This is a genomic window from Actinoplanes sp. NPDC089786, from assembly GCF_040684855.1.
Taxonomy (GTDB): domain Bacteria; phylum Actinomycetota; class Actinomycetes; order Mycobacteriales; family Micromonosporaceae; genus Actinoplanes.
This window is the reverse complement of record NZ_JBFBGU010000006.1, coordinates 308965-332522: the sequence shown is the minus strand read 5'-3', so window position 1 is coordinate 332522 and position 23558 is coordinate 308965. Positions and strand designations below refer to the sequence as shown.

The window sequence follows — 23558 nt, the reverse complement described above, 5'->3', positions numbered from 1 at the left end:
CAACAGCCGGGCGACACCGCCTGCCCCGGCCACCAAACCTATCCCCAACCAAACAAACGCAACGACCCACGCCACTTAATGAAAGACGGAGGCTAACCATGCCCGTTCTTGAGCAAGGAGGACGGACGACGACCCCGCCACAGCGAGATCATAGATCTTGACCGGCCTACGTGTAACGTCATCGTTCTAGAGACTGTCGGCGGACTCGGGTGCTAACCTGACTCTCTTGCAACCGCACCAATGACCTCCTTACGAAGGGGCATTCCGGTGACCTTGGACCTTCGGCACCTTTATTTTGGTAAGGCCTCAGCCGAAATGAGGTGGCGACAGATCCAGATCGTTTTCTTAAAACCTATCTGGACCGCTGGAATGTACCCGATCAGATCGACAGTCAAGGCAAATTCTTGGTTCTTGGCCCTAAGGGTTCCGGGAAAAGTGCCGCTGCGAACTTTGTCGGGTTGACCTGGATCCGCAAATACGGCGAGCATGCCGTCTTCAGAACAACTGTTGATTTCGATGAGCTCAACCGAACACAGAGTCCATTGTATTCGCTCGACAAGAAGCTTGTCAGCCAGGAGGTGACAGCGTTAACAGATTCGGCATGGAAGCTCTTTATCGGCGTCCGGCTACTGGACAGCCTAGCTGAGGACAATGCTTGTAGCCTTGGCAAGGACCCGCAACTACTGCGACTCCTGCAAGACCTAAAAACTGCCGGGTTAGCCTCTGACGATTATCCTCAGGTGTTGAGAAGAGTTCGAGAAAGAAAAGGGACTATCTCGATACCGAAGTTTTTGAGCGGCGAACTGAAGAGTACAGAAACAGACTCGCTGGGCCCGGGGCAATTGGGTGACGCGATAATTGGCTTGGTTACGAAGGCCGGGACGCCAAATCGGCACATCCTTGCTATCGATGGGCTAGACAAAGCCATCGGCGAAAATGACACTTACTGGAGAACACTCGCGGCGCTCGTGCGCGTCGGCGATACTGTCACACGAAGACTCCGCGAAGAGGGTAATAGAAGCGTCTACATAGTGATCATGTGCAGGACCGATGTATTTCGGAGAATTAGCTTCGCAGACTCGGCAAAGATCGCTGCTGACAGCGGCATACACATCGCATGGGGTGCAGAGATGCAGAACCCTCGCGAGGTAGCGCTCTGGGAATACGTAGCTCAAAAGGCTCAGGTTGATCCGGACGAGCTCATAGCCTGCCTGCCCGACCATCTAAAAGTAGGTAGGGGCCGCGGCAAGCGAATTGCGTCAATGCAGTACATTCTGCAATTCACGAGATATACCCCGCGCGACATTGAGCCTCCTCTTCACCGCAATCCAGGCAAGAGCTCGCAATTCGGGACGCGTAAGCGCTGAACAGCTCCGGGCCGGTGCAGAATCATTTGCTACATCCTACCTGCTTCCCGAAATAACATCAGAAGCGACGGGACTCCTCCCTAGCGAAGCGATAGCCAAACTTCCTCGTATACTTAATAGTCTGCCTGCCACAATTTTCGACCACGACGATCTCGCTAACGCTATGGATGAGGCGCAGATCTCGGGCTTGGTAAGCGCAGACGATCTTGGAGAATACCTTTTTCTGCAAGGTGCATTAGGTAACTATCGACCTCAGGTGCGTTACGTTCAGTTCTATCACCGACGCGACACGTATGACTTCAATCCAAGAGGACCTTGGATTCTGCACACAGGTCTGGCTTATGCGCTCAACATTCCGTTCTCAAAGACCTAAGGACTCGAACCTATCAACGCCACTCGCCATCCTGGAAGGGCAGGTTCAATTCAACGCCGGCCGCAGCCGCACGTTGCCACGGACTACACTGATCAATGGGCGTTCGGGCAGCATGACGCAACAACAAACAGGGCGACAGTAACGCCGAGTGAAGCTAAGCGCTGATGCTCGAGAGCCAAGAAACGATGAGGTGAAGGAAAGTTTCCTTCTTTGCTTCGGTGACCAAGAGCGTCACGGAAGCAACTGCTAGAGAAGCCACCGCAGCCCAGAGCGCTATGCGGCTCACCTTGACTGCATCGGCAGATGCTCCCAGTGAGGCCACCGTTGAGAGAATGTCTCGGTAATCCCTATCGGCAATCAGCAATCTTTTGAACCAGCTCTCTTGGCGTTCCCGGAGTTCATCGTTGACGCTTACCGGCGTGAACCTCGCGCGCCCTTCGCGCTCGTCGTTCTCTACGATCCATGGGGCATAGTCTAACGTGAACTCCGCCTCCTCTTGGTCTCTCCAGGTGCGCTTCCAGAACTGGTCAACGTCACTCGCTACAGTGGTCAGATCAAGGCTTATAGTAAGAAACTTACGTCGCAGATAATTGAGTTGCTTAAGTCGGAAGGCACCGTGCCTTACCTTTGCTCTGTCTCGCATCTCCGCGTATTCTCCCTCGGTCACAGACAAGAAGTCAGATACCGAAAGAGTGACTAAGAAATGCCTGATCCTGCTATCGGCCCAGTATGCGATTGCGCGCTTGGCATTTTCGCCGTATCCGTCGAGCAATGTAGGAATGCTGGAGATCTCGCGCCAGTTGCCCCAGAGTCCCCACGTGCGCCTTCCCTCCAGTGCCGGACACAGACGACTATCGGCCTGCGAAAGTAGCAATTTGGGAAGGTCTGGCGACGTCCGGTGAAGCACATTCTCTGTGAATCCGATGGCCCTAAGTGCAGCGGAGAAACCTTGACCTATTCGATCGCCCTTCGTTGGATCAAACTGATCCATCAGGAGTAGATCAGCTAAGGGCTGCGGCTCCTGGTGGTCGGCGAAGAACCCAGGGCATCGCTTACTCATCCATTCGCGTGCCGTGTCGTGCAAGGCGCGGCGAGCTTCCTGTGTGGCTCTAAATGCGGCCCACATTCGATCTTCGGCTCGCGGTCGACCGCGCCGAATGACTATCGTAGGTTCATGCTTTGCGTGCCAGACATCGTCGAGGTGTCGCGTGGCCAGTTTTGTTAGATGAAAGAAGGCAATAACCGCCGTTAAGCCAACACCTATTTGAACGGCTTTTAGCTCCACTGCATCGAAGTCTTCCGGCAAACTTTCCCGAGTTCCGTCGGGAATCAAGATCTTGCTGTCGACATTAACGACGTCAGCCAGAGGCCACCACCGCCAGCCACCGCCCGAGCGGGAGCTATCAAGATACTCCCTGTTGCTTTCGATGTGACCGATCCATCGCCTTGGCCGGTCCAGTTGCTTGCCTTGATGACCTTTTCTAGGGATGCAAGTTGACTTGGCGGAAAGAGTTCGACCACCCACAGGCCCGGAACGTCCACGTGCTCCTGAAATGGGACAGTTAAGTTATGCAAGCGGTCGTCGAGGCTCCAAGACTTATGCCGGTCATGTTCATTGAATGCGACGAAGAAATTTCTTAAGTACGGCAGTTGATTCTGTAGACGTCGAGGAAGAACCCTTCGGAGACGTGACCGCGAAATCCGACCAATAGCCCGGTAAGGATAGTCGTACCACCGGCGGCCTTCCCCTATTGCCGTTACTCTCCGGTAGTTCTCTTCGAATGCGGCGTGAGAGAACGCTGAGGGGGCGTTCTCGCTAGGCTCTTCATTACCTGATTTGGGGCCAGACTTCCTCTCACCCACGTGGCCACCGCCTTGTCGCGATCGAACTCGCCAACGAGAATGGCCCCCTCACATGATTGACCGAACAGCGTCGGCCAAGTGGTCGAGCGGGCTTCACGACGGCCGAACCATCGTAAGGCGACCGACTGCTCTCTTCGTTAGTCACACAGCTTCCCCACCCTGCAAGCTTCCCCACCCTGCAAGCCAAGGGCCTTCGCTGCGCGCTGAGGGGGAGCATCCAAGCCTCACGGCGGCGTAGCAATCCGGCCAGCCGGCTCGCGTAGTCACTCAGTTGGTCACTCAAGAACCAGAAGAGGCCATGTCCGGTGTCGGACATGGCCTCTGAGCTGGTGGGCGATACTGGGATCGAACCAGTGACCTCTTCCGTGTCAAGGAAGCGCGCTCCCGCTGCGCCAATCGCCCGCTTGGCTATTCGCCGAGGTGGAGACGGGATTTGAACCCGTGTAGACGGCTTTGCAGGCCGTTGCCTCGCCTCTCGGCCACTCCACCGAGTTGACCCCGCACGGTTTAGCTGTGGCGGCCTCTCCGAGCGGACGACGGGATTCGAACCCGCGACCCTCACCTTGGCAAGGTGATGCGCTACCAGCTGCGCTACGTCCGCTTGTCCCCCGGCACGTTCCCGGCTGACGAGGAGAAACTTTAGCCGGTCCCAGCACCCCTTGCCAAACCGGGGTACCCCCGGCGCGTCGCATGGAGTTCTACCAGCGGAAACGTGGTGATCACGAACGGCGCGGGCGGGTGGAGGGGATGACGGCGCGGGGAGGGAGCCTGACCAGCACGGGGAGAGGTACGGCGCGGAGACGGTGCCTGACCGGCGCGGGGAGAGGTAAGGCGCGGGGAGAGGTAAGGCGCGGGGAGGGGTAAGGCGCGGGGGCGCGCGGGGCGGCTGAGGCGCAAGGGTGTGCGGGAGACGACCAGGGGCGCGGCGGAGGGGAAGTTGGGGGTGGAGGGCAGCGGATGCGGGCGGGGCGCGATTAGATGAAGGGTATGAAGATCCGTCAGGTCACTGCGGCGGAGCGGGCTGAGGTGGTGTTTCCGCTTACCGCTTACGCGTTTGAGCCGACTGCCGACTTCGAGGGTCTGCGGGAAAAATATCGGGCTCGGATGCGGTACTTCGAGCATGTGACGACGCTGGTGGCTGAGGAAGCGGGTGGCGAGGCCGTGGCCTGCGTGGCGGCCTATCCGATGCTTCAGAATGTTCGGGGGCGGGTGCTGGACATGGCCGGCGTCTCGTCGGTTGCGTCGCAGCCCGCGAGCCGGCGCAAGGGGTACGTGCGGGAGCTGCTGTGGCAGCTTCTGCGGCAGATGCGTGATCAAGGGGCCGTGGTCAGCACGCTCTACCCGTTCCGGCCGTCGTTCTATGGGCGGTTCGGGTTTGTCGGGATGCCCCGGCGGCGGCGGGTCGGGTTTGCGCCTGGTGGGTTGCCTGCCGTCGAACTTCCGGGGTACGTCGAGCAGGTGCCGATGGCTGAGGGGTTCGCCGAATACACGGGGCTGCTCAGCCGGATGTGCGCGCAGACGCATGGGTTCGCGCTGTTCGACGAGTTGCGCACCCGGGAGTTCGGGGAAGCGAAAGTGTGGCTGGCGCTGGCGCGCGCGGAACAGGGCGAGGTGCTCGGCGCTCTGGCGTACGAGATCAAGAATTTCGGTGATGTGCTCGACGGGCGGGATCTGCTGGCCACGGGGCCGTTGGGGCGGGCTCTGCTGCTGCAGTTCCTCGGGCGCCACGTCGACCAGGTCCGGAAGGTGACGCTGTCGGTCGGCGCTGATGTGGTGCCGGAGCTGTGGGGCACCGACCTGGAAGTGACGCTCGAGGGGCTGGTCGACTTCCCCACGCACGGCGGGCCGATGGCTCGGGTGCTGGACATGCGGGGGCTGGACGGGATCGCGGCGCGCGACGGTGACGTGACCGTCGAGGTGGTCGATGACGCGTTCATCGGCGGCGTGCACCGGCTGGTCGGCGACGGCGGCCAGCTCAGCGTGACCACCGGCGGGGCGTCGCAGGCGCGGTTGACCGTCGCCGGTCTCAGTGCGCTGGTGTACGGGGTGCTGGATCCGGTCGAGGTGATGTCCCGCGGCCTGGGCGAGATCGAGTACCCGGCCGTCGAGAAGCTGCGGGCGATGTTCCCACGCGAGATGCCGTACCTGTTCGCCGACTTCTGAGCAAGAACTTCTGAGCAGAGCCTCTGAGCAGAGCCTCTGAGCAGAGCCTCTGAGCAAGAACCTCCGCGCAAGAACAGCCCTTAACCAGGCCGAACAGACCTTGTCAGCACGCTCCGGATCCGGCCATGATCGGAGCGCACAGGGCCTGGCGGGGCCTGACAAGGGACGGAAAGCACAGATGGCCAAGCATCGCGCGGGGCGCGGCGTCGACCGGTGGATTCTCCCGGCCGTCGGCGTGGTCGCGGTCGCGGGGCTGGCGGTGGCCGGCGGTGTCGCCGCGCTTGGCGGGGACGATGCTTCGCGTGCGGGCAACTCGACCCGGCTGGGCTGCGAGAACCCGGTGCGGGTGGTGACCGCCTCCTCGTTCGCGCCGGTGCTGACCGCGCTCCAGCCGCAACTCGACCGCGGCGATGTGTGCGTACGCGTGGAATTGACCGTGGCCGACGGCCGGGACGCGATCGCCAAGGCCGAGAAGATCGGCGCCGACGTCTGGATCCCGGACGACGCGGCCTGGTCGGGGTCGGCGGGCCGGCTCAACCTGGCCCAGGCGCCCCTGGCCGGCGCGGGCACCACGCTGGCCACCAGCCCGCTCTACATGGTCACCGACCCGGCCACCGGCAGGAAGTTGCGGGACCGGGGCGGCAGCTGGCTGGCGCTGTCCCAGCTCGTCGGCTCGGACAGCGCGGTGCGGCTGGTGATCCGCGATCCGCAGGGCTCCGGCGACGGCATGCTCGGCGCCGGCGCCCCGGCCGAGGCGGTCTGGCTGGCCCGGGACATGGACGCGTCCGCGCTCTGGCTCTCGCGGGCGCAACACCGCACCAGGATCGTCGCGGGAAGCGAGCCGGCCATGCCGGGGCGGTCCGGCGAGGTGGGGGTGATCCCGGAGTACGCCCTGACGAAGGCCCTCCCCGCGGCGAAGACGAAGCCGGCCGTGCTGCCGGGCACCGACCACGCCGCGATGCTGCGCTACACCTGGTATCCGCTGGCCTCGGCGCTCACCGACCCGGGCCGGGCGGCGGCGCTGGAACGGCTCCGGCTGCGCCTGACCACGGCCGACCAGCCGCTGCGGGACGCCGGCCTTCGCACGCCGGCGCAGGCGCAGGCGGCGGTCGGGTCGCTGCCGGCGCCGTCGGCCAGGCCGCTGGGGGTGCTCGGGGCGCACAACGTCGACCACGTCTTCGCCACCTGGTACCAGGCCGACCGGCGGACCGACCTGCTGGTGGCGGTGGACGTGTCCGGCTCGATGGCCGCCGACACACCGGGTTCCGCACAATCCAAGATCGCTCTGGTACGGCGGGGAGTGTCGTCGGTGGGCGGGTTGCTGCCGGACGACTCGCGGATGGGGCTGTGGGAGTTCGGCAGCGAGCTCGACGGGAGCCGTGACTACAAGCAGTTGCTGGGGATGGGTGCCCTGACCGACGGTCACCGGCGCGCGTTACGCGCGTCGGTCGGGCGGCTCACCGCGCAGGAGACCGGGACGGGGTTGTACGACACGATCCTGGCGGCGTACCGGTCGGCTCGCGACTCGTACCGGTCCGGCGTACCCAATCAGGTTCTGGTCTTCACCGACGGTAAGAACGAGTCGGACGAGAAGTCGCTGACCGCGCCGCAACTGGCGGCCGCGCTGGCCAAGGCGGCCGACCCGAAGCGGCCGGTGCTGCTCAGTGTGGTCACGTTCGGTGATGTGAGCGAGGCGAAGGTCGTCGAGAACGCGCTTCAGCCGGTGGCCGGCTATGTGGACGTGCTGCGGTCGGCGGACGAGGTGTCGGCGGTGTTCATCCACGTCGTGGCGGGTGGACTGCACCACTGAGGCGCCACGGACAGGTCCCACGGGAATCGATGTCCGGCCGCCTTCTACCCTGGTGCGGTGACTGATCTCGACGAGACCCTCGTACAGCCCGATCTCATTGCCACGCACTACCTGACGAGCATCGATGAAGTGACCGAGCACCTGCGGGCCGCGAACCAGCTGGGCCTGGGCGTCCGGGTGCGCAGCTACCTCGAGACCGACGAGGAGCTCGACGGGTTGATCGAGCGCTGGGAGGTCGAGCTGCTCACCGGGTCGCCGGTCCACGAAGGTGAGACGGCCGAGGAGGAGCCGACCGAGGCTGCCGCAGCCGAGTAACGCTGTCCGATATGCGAGCATTGCGGCATGGTGCTTGCTCGACGGACACTGCTGGCCACCGGCGCGGCCGCGCTGGTCAGCTCGACGACCGGGGTCGCGCGCGGCTCGGCGACCGAGGTCGCGCACGGCTCGACGACCGGGGTCGCGCGCGGCTCGGCTGCCGGCGGCGCGCGCGGGTCGGAGAAGGACTGGGCCGCGCTTGACGCCTCGCTCGACGGGTCGGTGGAACGGCCGGGGAGCAGCGGGTACGACGCGGCCCGGCGGTTGTACGACCCGCGGTTCGATGGCGTACGGCCACCCGCGGTTGCTCGCTGCGCCCATGCCGCCGACGTCGCCGAGGCGGTGAACTTCGCCCGGCGCAACGGGGTGCCGGTGGTGCTGCGCGGCGGCGGGCACTCCTATGTCGGCGCCTCGACCAGTGCGTCCGCCCTGGTGCTGGATCTGCGACGGCTCGCCGCGGTCGGCTACGACGCGGCGAGCCGGACCGCCACCATCGGCGGTGGGGCGCGGCTGATGGAGGTGTACGAGCGGCTGGGCGCCCGCGGCGTGTCCATCCCGTCCGGGTCCTGCGGCACCGTGGGGATCAGCGGCATCACCTCGGGCGGCGGGATCGGGATGGCGTCGGCCGCGCATGGGATGACCTGCGACGCCGTGGTCGGGGCGCGGCTCGTCACCGCGGACGGGCGGGAACGCGTCGTCGACGCGGCCCGGGACCCGGAGTTGTTCTGGGCGTTGCGCGGTGGTGGCGGCGGGCAGTTCGGGGTGGTCACGCAGTGGCGGATGCGGACCTTCCCGGCCGCGACCACGGGACAGTTCACCCTCGCCTACCCGTGGGCCGACGCGTCCGCGGCGGTGGCCGGTTGGCAGCGCGCCATCACGGGCGCGGGCGGCGCCTGGTCGTCGTTCCAGTTCATCGCCGGGGCGGATCGTTCTCTGGGCGTACGCATCAACGGGTTTGTCATCGGCGCCGCACCGGACGACCAGGCCCGCGCCATCGAGCGGGCGATCGGCCGCGAGCCGCAGTCGGTGAAGCTGAGCCGGCGGCCCTACCTGGACGTCGTGCACGACCGGACGAACAGCCTCGACAGCCGCACCGAGATCGTCGGCAGTGACGTCTTCGCCGGGCCGCTGCCCGAGCGGGCGATCGCCGCGATCATGGCCGCGGTGCGTGACCGGGCCAACGCGGGACGGCCCGGCGTCGCCAAGCTCAAGCAGCTCACGGGCGCCCCGGCCCGGGTGCGGACCGACGCCACCGCCTTCCCGTGGCGCGGCTCCCACACGCTGATGCAGTGGCTGATCATGCCCGGGGCGGGCGACGCGGCGACCGTCCGGGACGCGTACGCCTGGATCGACCGCGGCCATCGCGCGGTCGCCCCGTGGTCGGTCGGGCGCTACGTCAACTACCTCGAACCCGACCCGGCGCAGCTGGCCCGCTATCACGGGCCGAACCTGGCCCGGCTGCGCCGCGTCCGCGCGACGGCCGACCCGGGCAAGCTGTTCCGGTCGGCGTACGCGCTTTAGCCGATCTTTTCGCCGTAGACCTTGTTGACGTTCAGGACCAGCAGGACGCGGCGGTCGGCGACCATCACCGACCGGTACTCGTCCCAGTCGGGGTGCTCGCCGGCCGCGCTGCGGTAGTAGTCGACCAGGGCCTCGACCTCGGGGCCGTTCGGGTCGGCGCCCGGCCCGATCAGCTCGACCGGGCCCTCGGCGGTGGCCCACGACCGCCCGTCGGCGCTGGTCACCTCGAGCGCGGCGCGCGGGTCGCGGCGCAGGTTGGCCGTCTTCGCGCGGCCCGCGGTCACCGAGACATAGATCTTCTCGGCGGTCTGGTCGTAGTACGGCGTGACCGGCGAGAGCTGAGGCAGGCCGCTCGCCTTGATGGTGGCCAGCACACCCAGGCGGCTCGACGCGAGCAGGGCCCGCGGGTCGAAATCAGTCATGGTCGAATCATGCCTCAGTGGAACGGCCGGAAGGGCAGGCGCTTGCCGTCGAGGAGGCGGGCGCCGGCCTTGACCTTGGCCTCGGCGGGGTCCTCCAGGTTCCAGAGAGCGGCCAGCTTCTCGGCCTCTTCCCAGCCGTACCCGGCGGCGAAGTACGCGTTCCGCTCGGGCTCATCGGGGTCATGCGGCTCGGACGGGGTCACGCTGGGTGAGAGCGGCGGGAGCGGCGGCGGTGCGGAGACGAAGGTTCCCACCCCGGGCGCCTGCGCGGACGGGATCGCGTCGCCCTGGATGAACCCGTGCATCTGCACCAGGCCGACCAGCAGGCCCGCACCCAGCACCGCGCTGCCCGCCGACTGCATGATCATCCGGCGGCGCCGGTAGATGCGGGACAGCAGTTGGACGCGGGCGTAGACCACGCCGGGGTGGGGTGCGAGGTACTCGTGGTCCTCCATCGCCTTCAGGAGACGATGCTTCGGGTGAGACACATCCCCTTAGACGGATTCCGCGTCGGTTCTGTGCACCGCCACCTCGCCCGGATTGGGTCGTGACCTGGCGTACATCAAACTCGCCGGCGCCGGACCCCAACCGCGGTGACCGCATCCGGTCAGCGAATCACCCGGCCACCCCGGTGCGGCGACCATGCGGGCATGGGAATCGCGCACGTTGTGCTTCTGATGGCGGCCACCGTGCCGGTGGCGGCCCCACCGGCCGGCGCCTGCTCGAACCCGCAGCCGGCCCAGCCGGTGATCACCGCGCTGCCGTGGGCGCAGCGGACGCTGGACCCGGCCTCGGTGTGGCCGTTCAGCACCGGCCGGGGGGTCACCGTCGCGGTCGTCGACTCCGGCGTCGACCGCGATCATCCGCAGCTGCGGGCGCGCGGGGCGGTGCTCCGCGGCGAGGACTTCCACCTGGTCGGCAGCCTGCCCGGCGCGTTCGACTGCGACTCGCACGGTACGGCCGTGGCCAGCATCGTCGCGGCGCGGCCGGTGGCCGGGGCCGGTTTCGCGGGGCTCGCTCCGGGGGCCACGATCCTGCCGGTACGGGTGAGCGATCGCGGCCTCACCGATGACGGCGCCGTGGAGATGATCGACCCGGACGTGCTCGCCCGCGGCATCTGGTACGCGGCCGACCACGGCGCCAAGGTGATGAACCTGTCCCTGGCCGGCGCCGGCGACCACCCGCGGATCCGGGACGCGATCCGGCACGCCGTGGCCAAGGACGTGGTCGTGGTGGCGGCGGCCGGGAACGGGCAGCGGGGCCGGGCGCCGCAGGTGTCGTACCCGGCGGCCTACGACGGGGTGCTCGGGGTCGGCGCGATCGACGAGGCCGGGCAGCGACTGGACGGCTCGCAGATCGGCTCGCAGGTCGACCTGGTCGCGCCGGGCGGCGACGTGCTCGCCGCGAGCCGGGCCGGCGGGCACCAGTACTGGCAGGGCACCAGCTTCGCGGCGCCGTTCGTGGCGGCCACCGCGGCGCTGGTCCGCTCGGCCTGGCCGGAGCTGTCCGCGCCCGAGGTGGCGAAGCGGATCCTGGCCACGGCCACGCCGGCGCCGGGCGGGCAGGGCAGCCGGGCGTACGGGGCGGGGCTGGTGAACCCGTACCGCGCTGTTACCGACCAGTTGGTAACTTCGGCGCCGGCCAGCGTGCCGCCGGTGTCCCGGCCGCTCGCCCCGGTGCCACGCGCCCCGGTCCCGGCGCTGCCGATCCTCGCGGTCGCCGTGGCGGTGTGCCTGGTCCTGCTGCTCGGCCGGTTCGTGGTGGCCCGCGGCGTCCGCCCCCCGCGTCGCGCCGCGCCACTGGCAGATCGCCCCGCCACGGTCGATGTGCCTGATCGCCTCTTCTGAGGAACAGCACGAAGGAGGGGAGCGACCGGCCGGTCGCTCCCCTCCTTCGTCCGCTCAGTTGAACGCTGCGCTCTGGACCAGCTGTTTGGTCTGCGTGTGCGCGTCCGAGAAGCCCCTGTGCACCTCGCCCATGCCACCGGTGAGCATCTCCCACATGTTGGAGAGGGAGAGGGCGAACTGTTCCATCGGGGTGGTGCCGTCCGTCGCGGCCATCTGAGCGACGATGTCCTGCCACTCCTCGAAGGCCGCCGCGTTGCCGGTCTTGAGGTGGAAAACGTTGTCGATGATCTCCGACACCAGCGCGATCATCTGCTGGTGGGCGTCACCCATCGGCTCGAGGCCAACCATGATCCGTGCCATCGTCATGCCCTCCCTGCGGCGGACGGGTTGAGCGCCCGCTCCATGTTGACGTTGCTGAGCTGCCGGTTGGCGAGCGCCTCCGAGTCGTCCATGATGTTCGCCGTGCGGCCGAACGTGGTGCCCATCAGCTCGGACGACGAGATCAACTTGCCCGACGCCTGGTGGAAGTCATCCAGCAGCTGTTCCCACATCACCGACGACCCGCCGGTGTTGAAGTACGGTCGCAGCTGGTCGCCGAGGCCGGCCACCCGCTGCTGGTACCCCGCCATGTCGCTGGACACGGTCACCATGTTCTGACCGCCGCCGGCAATCGCCTCGGTCTCGCCGTTCATTCCTTCGAAAATCACGTTCACTCCTTCCCGTCCTTCGTCCTGGTGCCGAAGGTAGGTCGGGGCGCCGGGCCGGGACCGGGGTCGTCACCTTCCTGCCAGCGCCCGTTCGCGCGGCGCCGTCGGCGCGACGATCGCTTCATGAGTACGGTCATCGTCCGGCGCCCGGCGCGCCGGCCGGCCCCCGAGCCGCCCTCCGGCGAGCTGATCCTGGAGGCTCCGCCGGAGATCCCCGAGCCCACCCAGCGGCAGCTCTCGCAGATCCTCTACCTGCTGCCGATGGTCGGCCTCCTGGGTTTCTACGGGCTGAACTCCGGCTCGAACGGCTCGTCGACGCGGCTGATCGTGGTCGGCGTGGTCGGCGCGGTGCTGGTCCTGGTGATCATCGTGATGCTCATGCGCGGCAGCGGCCCGAGCAGCTCGGCGATGGCCCAGGCGCGGCGGCTCTACCTGCGCCGGTTGGCCCAGCACCGGGCCCGGATGCGGCGCGACATCGAGCGGCAGCGGGCGGCGACCGCGTTCCTGCACCCGGCGCCGGACGCGCTGTGGGCGGTCGCCGCCGGACCCCGGCTGTGGGAGCGGCGGGCCGACGACGAGGACTTCGCGGTGGTACGGGTGGGCACCGGGCCGCAGTCGCCGGCGACCACCCTGGTCCCGCCCAGCACCAAGCCGCTCGAGGAGCTGGAACCGTTGTCCGCCCTGGCCCTGCGCCGGTTCATCCGGGCGCACGCGGCGGTGCCGGGGATGCCGCTGGCGATGCCGCTGACCGGGTTCGCCCGGGTGCATGTGCAGGGCGACCGGGAGCGGGGCGCGGCGCTGGTCCGGGCCATGCTCGGCCAGCTGGTCGCGCTGCACGCCCCGGACGACGTACGCGTCGCGGTCTGCGCCCCGCACGATCGCCTCCCCGAATGGGACTGGGTGAAGTGGCTGCCGCACGCGGGACACCCGGCGCTGACCGACGCGGCCGGGCCGGTGCGGCTGGTCGCGCCGAGCCTCAACGCGCTGGAGCAGCTGCTGGCCGGGATGCTCGCCAACCGGCCCCGGTTCGACCCGAACGGCCGCTACCCGGTCGGATCGCCGCAGCTCGTGGTCGTCCGTGACGGCGCCGACCTGCACGGTCCCGAGCACCTGGGCGGCGGGCTGGAAGGCGTGGTGGTGCTCGACCTCGGGCCGGCGCCACGGGCGATGGACCGGGGCACGCTGGTGCTGGAGGTGTCGCCGGAGGGTGAGCTGGCGGTGCTGGGGATGGACGGGCGCACCGTGCTGGGCGCCGCGGACGGGCTGGCCACCACGGCCGCCGAAGGGCTGGCCCGGCAGCTCGCGCCGCTGCGGCTGTCCGGCTCCGACCCGGGCGAGCCGGCCCTGGCCGCCGACCTGGGGCTGGAGGACCTGCTCGGCCTGGGCGACCCGTGGACGCACCGGCCGGAGCACGGCTGGCGGCCGCGGCCGGCCCGGGACCGGCTGCGGGTGCGGTTCGGCGTGGGCGCGGACGGCGTACCCATCGAACTGGATCTGAAGGAGTCGGCCGAGGACGGCATGGGCCCGCACGGTCTGCTGATCGGCGCCACCGGCTCGGGCAAGTCGGAGCTGCTGCGCACGCTGGTGCTCGGGCTCGCGGTCACGCATCCGCCGAACGAGCTGAACTTCGCGCTGATCGACTTCAAGGGCGGCGCGACGTTCGCGCGGATGGACGCGCTGCCGCACACCAGCGCCGTGATCACCAACCTGGTCGACGCGTTGCCGCTGGTCGACCGCATGACCGACGCGCTCAACGGCGAGCTGAGACGCCGGCAGGAACTGTTGCACGCGGCCGGGAACTTCGCGTCGTTCCGGGACTACGAGCGGGCCCGGGTGGCCGGCGCCCCGCTCCCCCAGGTGCCCACCCTGCTGGTGGTCTGCGACGAGTTCAGCGAGCTGCTGTCGGCCAAGCCCGACTTCATCGACATGTTCGTCCAGATCGGACGGTTGGGCCGGTCGCTGGGCGTGCACCTGCTGCTGGCCAGTCAGCGGCTCGAGGAGGGGCGGCTGCGCGGGCTGGACGGGCACCTCTCCTACCGGATCGGGCTGCGCACGTTCTCGGCGATGGAGAGCCGGGCGGTGATCGGGGTGACCGACGCGTTCGAGCTGCCGCGCGCGCCGGGGCACGGCTATTTCCAGTACGGCATGGAGCCGCTGGTGCGCTTCAAGTCGGCGTACGTGTCCGGGGTGCACCGGCGGCCCGGACCCGGCGCGATCACGGGCGACGACACCGATGACATCGAGCTGCTGGACTGGACCACCGCCTACCTGCGCCCGGCCGCCGCGCCCGTGACACCGGTGTCGGACCCGGACCGGGACACCGGTGACAGCCTGCTGGACATCCTGGTCGGCCGGCTCGCCGGGCAGGGCACACCGGCCCATCAGGTGTGGCTGCCACCGCTGTCCGCCCCGCCCACGCTGGACGTGGCGGCCAGCGGCGGGTTCGAGCCCCTCAACGCGTTCATCGGCATCGTCGACAAGCCGCTGGAGCAGTGCCGGGACCCGTACCTGATCGACCTCTCCGCGGGCGCCGGGCACCTGCTGGTGATGGGCGGGCCGCGCAGCGGCAAGAGCACCGCGCTGCGTACCGTGATCGCCTCGCTGGCCCTCGCCCACTCGCCGCGCGACGTGCAGTTCTACTGCCTCGACTTCGGCGGCGGCGGGCTCAGCGCGCTGCGCGGGCTGCCGCACGTCGGCGGGATCGCCAACCGGCAGAACACCGGCGCGGTACGGCGGACCGTCGCCCAGGTGACCACGCTGCTGAACGAGCGGGAACGGTGGTTCGCCGAGCACGAGATCGACGGGATCGCCGACTACCGCGAGGCCCGGGCCCGGGGCGAGCACGCCGGGCAGGCGTACGGCGACGTGTTCCTGGTCGTGGACGGCTGGGGCACGGTCCGCAAGGAGTTCGACGACCTGGAGGACCGGTTCACCGACCTGGCGGCGCGGGGCCTCGCCTACGGGGTGCACCTGATCGTCTCGGCGGCGCGGTCGTTCGAGCTGCGGCCGGCCATGCGGGACCTGTTCGCCACCAGGGTCGAGCTGCGGCTCGGCGAGCCGGTCGACACCATGATCGACCGGGCCGCGGCGCAGCGGGTGCCGGAGAACGCGCCGGGCCGGGGCATCGCGCCGTCCAAGCATCAGATGCACCTGGCGCTGCCGCGGATCGACGGGGTACGCGCGGAGGACGGGCTGCGGGAGGCCACCGCCGCGCTGGTGCAGGCCGTCGCCCAGCAGTGGCCGCGGGAGCGTGCTCCGCGCGTACGGCTGCTTCCCGCTCTGGTTCCGCACACCGACCTGCCGGCGCCGGACGACGGCCTGGCCCTGCCGATCGGCCTCGACGAACAGGATCTCGGGCCGGCGCGGGTGGACTTCGCGGCCGAGCCGCACCTGGTCCTGGTCGGTGACGGACGGTCCGGAAAAACCGGCTTCCTGCGTACGCTGGCCAAGCGGATCGTCGCCGGCCGGTCGCCGCAGCAGGCCCGGATCATCCTGGTCGACCACCGGCGCGGGCTGCTCGGCGAGGTGCCCGAGACCCATCTGCTCGGCCACGGCACCAGCGCCGGCGGCACCCGCAAGCTGATGACCGAGGCGGCGCTGGCCCTGCGGCAGCGGCTCCCCGGGCCCGATGTGACGCCGGATCAGCTGCGCAAACGGTCGTGGTGGACGGGACCCGAGCTGTTCGTCCTGATCGACGACCTCGACCTGGTGGCCAGCCGGATGGACGATCCGCTCCAGCCGATGTTCGAGTTCCTGCCGCAGGGCCGCGAACTCGGCCTGCACCTCGTGGTGACCCGGCGCAGCGGCGGGGCCGGGCGGGCGCTGTTCGAACCGTTCCTGTCCCGGCTCCGGGACGTCGGCACGCCCGGCGTGCTGCTCAGCGGCGACCGCGCCGAGGGACCGCTGCTCGGCGGGCTGCGCGCCGAGCACCTGCCGCCCGGGCGCGGCCGGCTCATCACCCGCGGCGAGCCACCCCGGATGATCCAGCTCGCCTGGCACCCACCGTCCGATGAGGACTGACATCGTGAGGAAGGTTGACGACATGGCGGATCTCATGGACGCCGAGACCGGCGGGCTGCGCGACGTGGCCCAAGCGCTCGACCCGGCGGACATCATGGCCGCGAAGGAAGCGGCGACGAGGGCGAAGGCGTCCACGGCACTATGTGGCGACCCGATGCCCGGCTGCCGGCAGTTCAGCCTGGCGGCCGCCCAGGTCGCGGACGACATCATCACGTTCTGCACGGCGGTGGAGGCCGGGGTCCCGGCGTACGCCGCGATGATCCAGGCCGGCGCCGACAACTACGACGCCGGCGAGACCAACGCCGTCAAGGAGATGAGATGAACCGTGGGACAGCCTGACCTGACCGGCGCCATGCAGCGGATCCTCGACCAGGCCGTGGCGCAGCTGAACGGCCACGTTCCGGCCCTGGAGGACAGCGGCGCGGCCTGGCAGACCGTGGCCGACGGCTTGGGTGTCACCGCCGGAACCCTCCGCAACACGTCGCTCGGGGTGTCCGACACGTGGAAGGACGAGATCGGCACGTCGTGCAGCGAACAGCTGGACGGCAGCGCCGGCACGGTCGGCGGCTGGGAGACGGCGCTGACCGCGGCGAACCTGCCGGCCATGGTCGCGCAGCTGGGGGCGGCGGTGCGAACCACCGTGCAGGGCATCCGCGACAAGGCGAACGAGTACAACCAGGTCGCGGCCACGGTCGTCGCCGACGAGGCCGGCCTCGCGGCCCTCGAGATCGAGCTCGCCGGGATCGTGCAGGCGGCGGCGGCGATGCTGGCGGAGCTCGACGGCCAGTTCGCGGATGCGGCCGCCCGGGTCTCCGGCGCGTCCGCCGGCACGGCCTGGGACGGGCCGGGCGCCGGCGCGGCGGCGGCCGCCGGGGCCGAGATCGGTGGGGCCGAACCCGCCGGCGCCGGCGCGGGCGCCGGCGCCGACCCCTCGACAATGGCGGCGACGGCCCCCGAGGGCGTCGGTGGTGGTGGTTCCGCTCCCGCGCCGGTCTCACCCGGCGCGACCATCCCGCCCATGTCCCCGGTCTCCCCCGGACTCGCCGGGTCGCTCCCGCCGTTGAGCCCGAGCCCCTCTCTCACGCCCCCCTACACCCCCTCACTCACCCCTTCGCTGGCCGGCGGGGCCATCACCCCGATCAGTGGCATCTCCCCGGCGGGCATCGGCTCGGCCGGGCTGGGCGGCGGCGGGATCGGCGGGATCGGCGGCGGGATCGGCGGCGGGATCGCCCCGGTCGTCGGGGCGGGCGTGATTCCGCAAGCCGGGCGCAATCTCACCGGCGGGGCGCCCGTGGCCGGTGGCGCGCCGGCGGCCGGTGCGGTGGGTCGTGCCCCGGCGGGCGTTGCCGGCTCCGGCGCGGCGCGCGGGCGGCTCATCCCGCCGCTGTACGGCGCGGGCATGCACGGCGGCGGCGGCAGCGGCGGCCGGCCCGGCCCCGGCGACGAGGCCGACACCCATCGCCACCGCCCGCTCCACGACGTCCCCGGCGTGCCACCGGCCCTGCGAGGCCGCACCGGCCCGATGGCCGCCACCCCCGACTTCCTCACCGGCACCACCACCCCGGCCGACCCCGCCGAGCCGCTCCGCGAGGACATGTGGGAGGCCGAGCGCCCGCCGGACCCCTTCCACCGACGCTGAACCGCCTTGGGGCGTCGAGTCAGGAGGGCTCGATGACGGTCACGCCGGGCCAGCGGGCGGCCGGGCGGTGGCGGGCCAGGCGGGTGCGGGAGAACGGGACGTCGACGCGGGCCGGGTTGCGGCGCCAGACGCCGGCCAGGAGATCGCCGAGGCCGTGCGGCGCGCAGATGTCGATCTCGCCCGGGCGATTGCGGCGTACGGCCACCGCGGTCGCGAATTCCGGCCAGGTGGCGACCGCGTCGGCGACCGACGGGAAGGGCGGGACGGGCGGGCCGCCGAACTTCACGTGGTACCAGGTGTGGACGGCGGCCTGGTTCTTGGCCTCCCAGGGCGGCTCGGGCCAGAGCTCGGCCAGCCGCCCGGTCGCCCGGTCGTCGTCGCCGCGGTCGAGGTGGGCCGGGTCGAAGTAGACGACGTCGACGTCGCGTACCACCGACGGGTCGAAACCCGGACCGTACAGCTCACCCCACACCAGGTCGCGCAGCGCGCCCGCGCCGACCCAGGCGTCGGGCAGCCCGGACGCCGCGACGGTGTCGAGAACCCGGGTCATCCAGCGGGACGAGGTGACGATTGCCCGGAGTCGCTCGGCGTCGGTGGCCATGCACACATTGTTCACCGGTCGGCTGCGGGCGCCTCCTAAGGTGGGTCGGCATGGGGGCTATTTCGCGACGGCGGGCATTGCTGGCATTGGGTGGGACGGCGGCGGTGGCCGGCGGTCTGGAGTGGATGGCGCCGGGGGTCGCCAGTGCGGCCGACGACGCGTACCCGTCGAACACCGCTCTTTACGCCGACCCGGCGCTGACCGAGGGGGTCGACTACGGCCGGCGCTACCGTCGCCACGCCGCATCGCAGCAGGACCAGGGCCCCTTCCCGCAGACGACGATCCTGGCGCTGCACGGCGGCGGGATCGAGCTGGGCACGTCGGAGCTGGGCCTGGCCGTGGCCGGCTACCACCCGGCGACGATGGCGGCCACGGCGCCGGCGCACGACTACTGGATGTTCGAGGGGCTGCGGCGCAGCGGGAACAGTGAGCTGCACGTGACCGCCACGCATTGCGACGACCCGGTGGCCGTGCTGCTCGCGGCCGGCGCCACCCGCGTGGTGAGCCTGCACGGGTGCACCACCCAGCAGGCCGGTCTGCCCGCGAACACCCAGGCGGTGCTGGTCGGCGGGCTCGACGCCACGCTCAAGGGCCGGCTGCTGACCGCCTTCCAGAACGCGGGCGTCCAGGCGGTCGACGCGGCCGGCGCCACCGACCTGGGCGGCACCGACCCGCGCAACATCTGCAACCGCACGTTCACCGGCGCCGGCGCCCAGCTCGAGCTGACCACGCCGCTGCGAGACGCGATGTTCGGCACCAACACGGCCGCCGAGCGGAAGAACACCACGACCGACCTATTCTGGCGGTTCGTCGCCGCCACCCGGACAGCACTGAGCTGAGGAGTCGCAACGATGCGGATCGAGGCACGCGGACTGACGTTCGACGTGGTGACCGGCGGGCCCGAGGACGGCACTCCGGTGCTGCTCCTGCACGGGTTCCCGCAGGACCAGCGCGAGTTCGATCTGATCCGGCCCAAGCTGCACGCCGCGGGGCTGCGGACCATCGCGTACGACCAGCGCGGTTACGCCCCGGGCGCCCGCCCGGCCGACGTGGCGGCGTACACGACGGCCGAGGCGGCCGAGGACGCCGTCGCCGTCCTCGACCAGCTCGGGATCGACCGGGTCCACCTGATCGGACATGACTGGGGCGCCGGCGTCGCCTGGGTGATCGCCGCCCGGCACGCCGATCGGGTGCACACCCTGACCGCGGTCTCGGTGCCCCATCTGAACGCGATGGGCGAGGCGCTCCGGACGGACGAGAGCCAGCGCGAGCGCTTCGGCTACCAGGCCGTCCTGTCCGCGCCGGACGGCGAGGACACCTGCCGGGCCGACGACTTCGCCTGGTTCCGCGAGATCCTCGCCCCGATCGGCGAGCGCGGCGAGCTGTACGTCGACGCGATGCGCGACCCGGCCCGGCTGACCGGCGGGGTCAACTGGTACCGCGCGATCCAGGTGGCCGGGCGGGTCGAGCTCGACCCGGTCACGGTGCCCACCACCTTCGTCTGGAGCGATCAGGACTCGGCGGTCGGCGAGACCGCCGCGCGCCTCTGCGCCGACTGGGTGACCGCCGACTACCGCCTCGTCACGCTCGAGGGCGTCAGCCACTGGATCCCCGAGGAGGCGCCCGGCGCGCTGGCCGACGCGGCGCTGGCCCGGATCACCGCGGCGGGCTAACCTGCGAAAAACAGGAGGTCAGCATGGACAAGGTGGTCCATTTCGAGGTGCCGTTCGACGACGGCGAACGGGCGACGTCGTTCTACCGTGAGGCGTTCGGGTGGGATCTCAACCCGATGCCCCAGTACCAGTACGTGCTGGCGACGACCACGCCCAGCGACGAGTCGGGGCGGGCCGGTGAGGCCGGCGGCATCAACGGCGGCATGCTGAAGCGGCAGGGCCCGATCCAGGCGCCGCTGATCACGATCGGGGTCGACGACCTCGACGACGCGCTGGCCCGGGTGGAGAAGCTGGGCGGCACGGTGGCGATCGGCCGCCAGCCGGTCGGCGACATGGGCTGGAGCGCCTACTTCCACGACACCGAGGGCAACCTGGTCGGCCTCTGGCAGAACGCCTGAGGTCAGACCGGATCACGGGCATGGGCCGGGTCGAGGCCCGCGCCCAGCGGCACCCGGGACACCAGGGTCGCCGGAAGCCGCACCGGCCGGACCTTGCCGTAGCCGAGCATGCCCAGCACCTCCCGGCCGGCCAGCGGATACGCCCGCCCCTGGTCGGTGACCACCATCAGCGTGCCGGCGCCGGCCGCCGCGCTGGGCAGCACCTCGGCCACCGCCACCCGGCCCGGCGGGACGTGCACGCGGTCGGCCAGGGGCAGCCCGCCGGCCGTACGCCCCCGGGTCGGCACCGAGGTCGCGGGCAGCCGGCCACCCACGCGCACCCGCGGAACCCCCGCGCCGTCGTCGTACGTGACACACACCGGGCCGCCGCCGGCCGGGGCGAACTGCGGACGGGTCGCGGGCGCCGCGCCGGGTGACGCCTCGGGCCCGCCGGTAGCCGCGGTGGCCGCCGCCGACACCCCGAGCGGGATCAGCGCCGGCTCGTTGCCGGGGTAGGCGTCGGCCGTGACCGGGGCGGCGAGCTGGATCTCGGACTGGAACGCGGTGATCGGCCGCAGCCGGTCCTCCTCGGCCAGGTAGTACTGCGCCTCGCCGCCGGTGTCGACCACGAGCAGCTGACCGGCCCTCAGGTCGGCCCGGCCCGGCACGGCCCGCGACGGGCGGCCGGCCCGGCGTACCGGAAGCGGGCCGATCGCCTCGCCCGCCGGAAGCACGTCGACCAGCGCGGTTCCCACCCGGGCCACCGGCTCCGCGCGCAGCGCGAGCCCGACCAAGGTCGCGTCCGTGTGCCGGATCCGGTGCCGCCGGCCGTGCCAGATCAGGTGTTCGTCGCCGGACTCGGGCACCTTGACCAGCAGCGCCTGCTCCCCGATCGGGCGGGCGCCGGCCGGGTCGGCGCCGACCAGCAGAGTCGAGGTGTCGACGGCGGCGCCGGTCGCGTCGGCCGACGTCTGCGAGCACAGCGACCAGCCCGCGCCGAGCACGCCGGCGGCGGCGGGCAGCGTGTCGGGGGCGTCCGGGATGCCGATCGCCGGGCCGCGCGCGACGCCCATCAGCGACTCCCGGGAGACCGAGCGGGTGGGACCGTTGGCACCCAGCGCGAGCAGCGCGGACGTGTAGTTGAGGACCGGGTGCAGCGTCTGGTCGAGGTAGACGTAGCGGGCGCCGGTCTCCTTGACCACGATCACCGCCTTCCCGTCCCGCCAGGCGTTGTTGCCGCCGGGCCGGAAGAAGCCGTACGCGCCCACGGCGACCAGCCCCAGCACGGCCAGCGCGACGCTCCCCCAGGCGGCGATGGCCGGGCGGCGGAACGGCGGCTGTTCCGGGTCGGTCTCGTGGATGACCAGGGCGGAGTGCACCCGCTGGCCCAGGAAGCGGTGCGCCTGAAGCAGGTCGCGGCGGGTGGCCATGTCAGCCCGCCAGCCCGCGGACCAGGCCGAACAGCTGCAGCACGGCGCACAGCACCGGCACACAGGCGAGCACCAGCACGGTCTCGAAGTGCTCGGCGTACCGGCCGAGGGCGGCGCCGGGCGGGCGGCGGCTGTAGGTGAGCCCGGCCGCCACGGCCAGCGCGACCAGGGCGAGCAGGATCGGCACGGCGAACTCCGGCGGATGGATCGCGCGCCAGGTGGCGGCCAGGGCCACGGCGATGGTCACGGCCGCGATCAGCAACGGCAGGCGGTGGCGTACGGCCGGATAGAGGCGCGCGCGTACGCCGTACCCGAGCGCCAGCACGGCCAGCAGGATCACCGTCGACACGCCCCGCCCGGTGGCGAGCAGCAGGGCGGCGACCGACGCGGTCAGCGCCCCGCCCCAGAGCATCCCGGTGAGCAGCGCGTCGGACCGGATCACCGCCTGCTCGACCGCCGACCGGGCCGGCTGCGGGTCGTCGCGCACCAGGTCGGCCGCGGTGCGTGGCAGCGTCGGCGCGGGCAGTCGGCCGAGCCGTGCGGCCAGCGGCCCCAGCAGCGGCGAGAACAGGAACACCACCGACGCCACGGCCGCCGCCGCTCCGGCCGGCGTGGCCAGGCCGATCAGGACGAACGCGGCCGCCGGTCCGCAGAGCAGCGCCGCCACCGCCGCCGCGACGAACACCGGCACCCGGTCGGCCACCCCGATCACCCCGGCCGTGGCCGCCACCAGCACCGCCGCACATCCCCCCAGGATCGGCACGCCGATGGTCAGCTCCCCGCCCAGGAACGCGGCCGGCAGCGCCAGCCCGGCCAGCACCGCCCCGGCGCCGGAGTCGCCGCCGGTCCGGGCCAGCAGTGTCCCGCCGGCCAGCAGGGCCGCCGCCACCAGCAACGCCGCCGGCCCGGCCCCGGCCCGCGCGACGGCCACCAGGATCAGCCCGACCGCGGGGGCGGCCGCCGCCAGCCCGGCGATCCGGGTGTGCCGCGGTCCCCACAGCCGGCCCGCCCGCCCGGCCGCGCCGGCGATCGCGTCGACCAGGTCGTCGTACTCCAGCTCGGGCCAGACCAGCGAGCCCGGCACCAGGTGCAGCACCTCGCCGTCGCGGACATGCTGGGCGGCGAGGGTGGCGGCCGGCTCGATCGGGGCGCCGTCCGGGCGGCGCAGCACCCAACCCGCGTCCGGGGTGGTGTCGGTGGGCGCGGCCCGGCGCAGCAGGCCGGGCAGCAGGTCGGCGACCGGGGCCCGGTCGGGCAGGGCCAGGTCGATCCGGCGGGCCGGGGCCGCCACGGTCACCCGCACCAGGCCGGTGGTGTTCATGATGGATCCCCCTGTTGACGAGGCAGCATCCTGCCGGGCGGTGGGTGCGCGGTGGCCCGCCTTCCTACGATGGGCGGGCAGTGGGTGCGAGGGAACGGCAACGGCCGCT

At 70.6% G+C, this 23558-nt stretch carries 20 protein-coding genes and 3 tRNA genes; 12 read left to right on the top strand and 11 right to left on the bottom strand.

The window, feature by feature from the left end; translation table 11 throughout:
- The first annotated feature begins 320 nt into the window (after positions 1–320).
- A complete protein-coding gene (locus AB0O15_RS21935; RefSeq protein WP_364321275.1) occupies positions 321–1367 on the top strand; it encodes a hypothetical protein in 1047 nt (348 codons plus the stop codon).
- A gap of 527 nt (positions 1368–1894) precedes the next feature.
- Here the strand turns inward: AB0O15_RS21935 and AB0O15_RS21930 are convergent.
- The 4 genes from AB0O15_RS21930 to AB0O15_RS21915 all read right to left on the bottom strand — a co-directional run bounded on the left by AB0O15_RS21930 (position 1895) and on the right by AB0O15_RS21915 (position 4204).
- On the bottom strand, positions 1895–3265 hold the full coding sequence (locus AB0O15_RS21930) for a hypothetical protein (RefSeq protein WP_364321272.1): 1371 nt from the start codon (positions 3263–3265) through the stop codon (positions 1895–1897).
- A gap of 665 nt (positions 3266–3930) precedes the next feature.
- Positions 3931–4005 (bottom strand) — tRNA-Val (locus AB0O15_RS21925).
- Between the two features lie 16 nt (positions 4006–4021).
- Positions 4022–4092 (bottom strand) — tRNA-Cys (locus AB0O15_RS21920).
- A gap of 39 nt (positions 4093–4131) precedes the next feature.
- Positions 4132–4204, bottom strand: a tRNA-Gly gene (locus AB0O15_RS21915).
- Positions 4205–4581: 377 nt separating this feature from the next.
- Between AB0O15_RS21915 and AB0O15_RS21910 the strand changes: the two genes are divergently transcribed.
- The 4 genes from AB0O15_RS21910 to AB0O15_RS21895 all read left to right on the top strand — a co-directional run bounded on the left by AB0O15_RS21910 (position 4582) and on the right by AB0O15_RS21895 (position 9412).
- Positions 4582–5766 (top strand): GNAT family N-acetyltransferase, encoded by a 1185-nt coding sequence (locus AB0O15_RS21910; protein ID WP_364321269.1) that lies wholly within the window; start codon positions 4582–4584, stop codon positions 5764–5766.
- 178 nt (positions 5767–5944) lie between these two features.
- On the top strand, positions 5945–7576 hold the full coding sequence (locus tag AB0O15_RS21905; protein ID WP_364321266.1) for a VWA domain-containing protein: 1632 nt from the start codon (positions 5945–5947) through the stop codon (positions 7574–7576).
- 57 nt (positions 7577–7633) lie between these two features.
- Entirely contained in the window at positions 7634–7891 is a 258-nt protein-coding gene (locus AB0O15_RS21900) for a hypothetical protein (RefSeq protein ID WP_364321263.1), read from the top strand.
- 27 nt (positions 7892–7918) lie between these two features.
- Positions 7919–9412: an FAD-binding oxidoreductase gene (locus AB0O15_RS21895; protein ID WP_364321260.1), complete on the top strand. Its 1494-nt coding sequence runs from the start codon at positions 7919–7921 to the stop codon at positions 9410–9412.
- On the opposite strand, the gene AB0O15_RS21890 is transcribed toward AB0O15_RS21895, so the two are convergent.
- Positions 9409–9834 (bottom strand): PPOX class F420-dependent oxidoreductase, encoded by a 426-nt coding sequence (locus tag AB0O15_RS21890; RefSeq protein WP_364321257.1) that lies wholly within the window; start codon positions 9832–9834, stop codon positions 9409–9411. The two genes, AB0O15_RS21895 and AB0O15_RS21890, sit on opposite strands and share 4 nt — an antisense overlap.
- A gap of 14 nt (positions 9835–9848) precedes the next feature.
- Entirely contained in the window at positions 9849–10289 is a 441-nt protein-coding gene (locus AB0O15_RS21885) for a hypothetical protein (protein ID WP_364321254.1), read from the bottom strand.
- Positions 10290–10484: 195 nt separating this feature from the next.
- Between AB0O15_RS21885 and mycP the strand changes: the two genes are divergently transcribed.
- Positions 10485–11681, top strand: coding sequence for a type VII secretion-associated serine protease mycosin (gene mycP, locus AB0O15_RS21880; protein ID WP_364321251.1), 1197 nt, complete (start codon positions 10485–10487; stop codon positions 11679–11681).
- 54 nt (positions 11682–11735) lie between these two features.
- On the opposite strand, the gene AB0O15_RS21875 is transcribed toward mycP, so the two are convergent.
- On the bottom strand, positions 11736–12041 hold the full coding sequence (locus AB0O15_RS21875; RefSeq protein WP_364321248.1) for a hypothetical protein: 306 nt from the start codon (positions 12039–12041) through the stop codon (positions 11736–11738).
- Between the two features lie 2 nt (positions 12042–12043).
- Entirely contained in the window at positions 12044–12388 is a 345-nt protein-coding gene (locus AB0O15_RS21870) for a hypothetical protein (RefSeq protein ID WP_364321245.1), read from the bottom strand.
- A gap of 123 nt (positions 12389–12511) precedes the next feature.
- Here AB0O15_RS21870 and eccCa point away from each other — a divergent pair, with 123 nt between their 5' ends.
- From eccCa to AB0O15_RS21855, 3 genes are read left to right on the top strand one after another with little or no spacing between them, the layout of a single operon-like run.
- Positions 12512–16408 carry a type VII secretion protein EccCa gene (gene eccCa, locus AB0O15_RS21865; RefSeq protein WP_364321242.1) on the top strand — a complete coding sequence of 1299 codons (3897 nt, stop codon included), beginning with the start codon at positions 12512–12514 and terminating at the stop codon, positions 16406–16408.
- A gap of 22 nt (positions 16409–16430) precedes the next feature.
- Entirely contained in the window at positions 16431–16730 is a 300-nt protein-coding gene (locus AB0O15_RS21860) for a hypothetical protein (RefSeq protein WP_364321239.1), read from the top strand.
- Positions 16731–16733: 3 nt separating this feature from the next.
- On the top strand, positions 16734–18047 hold the full coding sequence (locus AB0O15_RS21855; RefSeq protein WP_364321236.1) for a hypothetical protein: 1314 nt from the start codon (positions 16734–16736) through the stop codon (positions 18045–18047).
- 19 nt (positions 18048–18066) lie between these two features.
- Here AB0O15_RS21855 and AB0O15_RS21850 read toward each other — a convergent pair whose 3' ends face one another.
- A complete protein-coding gene (locus AB0O15_RS21850) occupies positions 18067–18648 on the bottom strand; it encodes a nucleotidyltransferase family protein (RefSeq protein WP_364321233.1) in 582 nt (193 codons plus the stop codon).
- A gap of 50 nt (positions 18649–18698) precedes the next feature.
- Between AB0O15_RS21850 and AB0O15_RS21845 the strand changes: the two genes are divergently transcribed.
- The 3 genes from AB0O15_RS21845 to AB0O15_RS21835 are packed head-to-tail and all read left to right on the top strand — an operon-like array spanning position 18699 to position 20719.
- Complete coding sequence (locus AB0O15_RS21845) at positions 18699–19487, top strand: poly-gamma-glutamate hydrolase family protein (RefSeq protein WP_364321230.1); 789 nt, start codon at positions 18699–18701, stop codon at positions 19485–19487.
- A 12-nt stretch (positions 19488–19499) separates the two neighbouring features.
- A complete protein-coding gene (locus AB0O15_RS21840; RefSeq protein ID WP_364321227.1) occupies positions 19500–20321 on the top strand; it encodes an alpha/beta hydrolase in 822 nt (273 codons plus the stop codon).
- Positions 20322–20344: 23 nt separating this feature from the next.
- Entirely contained in the window at positions 20345–20719 is a 375-nt protein-coding gene (locus AB0O15_RS21835; protein ID WP_364321224.1) for a VOC family protein, read from the top strand.
- A gap of 2 nt (positions 20720–20721) precedes the next feature.
- Here AB0O15_RS21835 and eccB read toward each other — a convergent pair whose 3' ends face one another.
- Both eccB and eccD read right to left on the bottom strand, forming a co-directional pair.
- Positions 20722–22128, bottom strand: a complete 1407-nt coding sequence (gene eccB, locus AB0O15_RS21830) for a type VII secretion protein EccB (protein ID WP_364321221.1) — start codon at positions 22126–22128, stop codon at positions 20722–20724.
- Between the two features lies 1 nt (position 22129).
- Positions 22130–23449: a type VII secretion integral membrane protein EccD gene (gene eccD, locus AB0O15_RS21825; protein WP_364321218.1), complete on the bottom strand. Its 1320-nt coding sequence runs from the start codon at positions 23447–23449 to the stop codon at positions 22130–22132.
- Positions 23450–23558 lie beyond the last annotated feature (109 nt).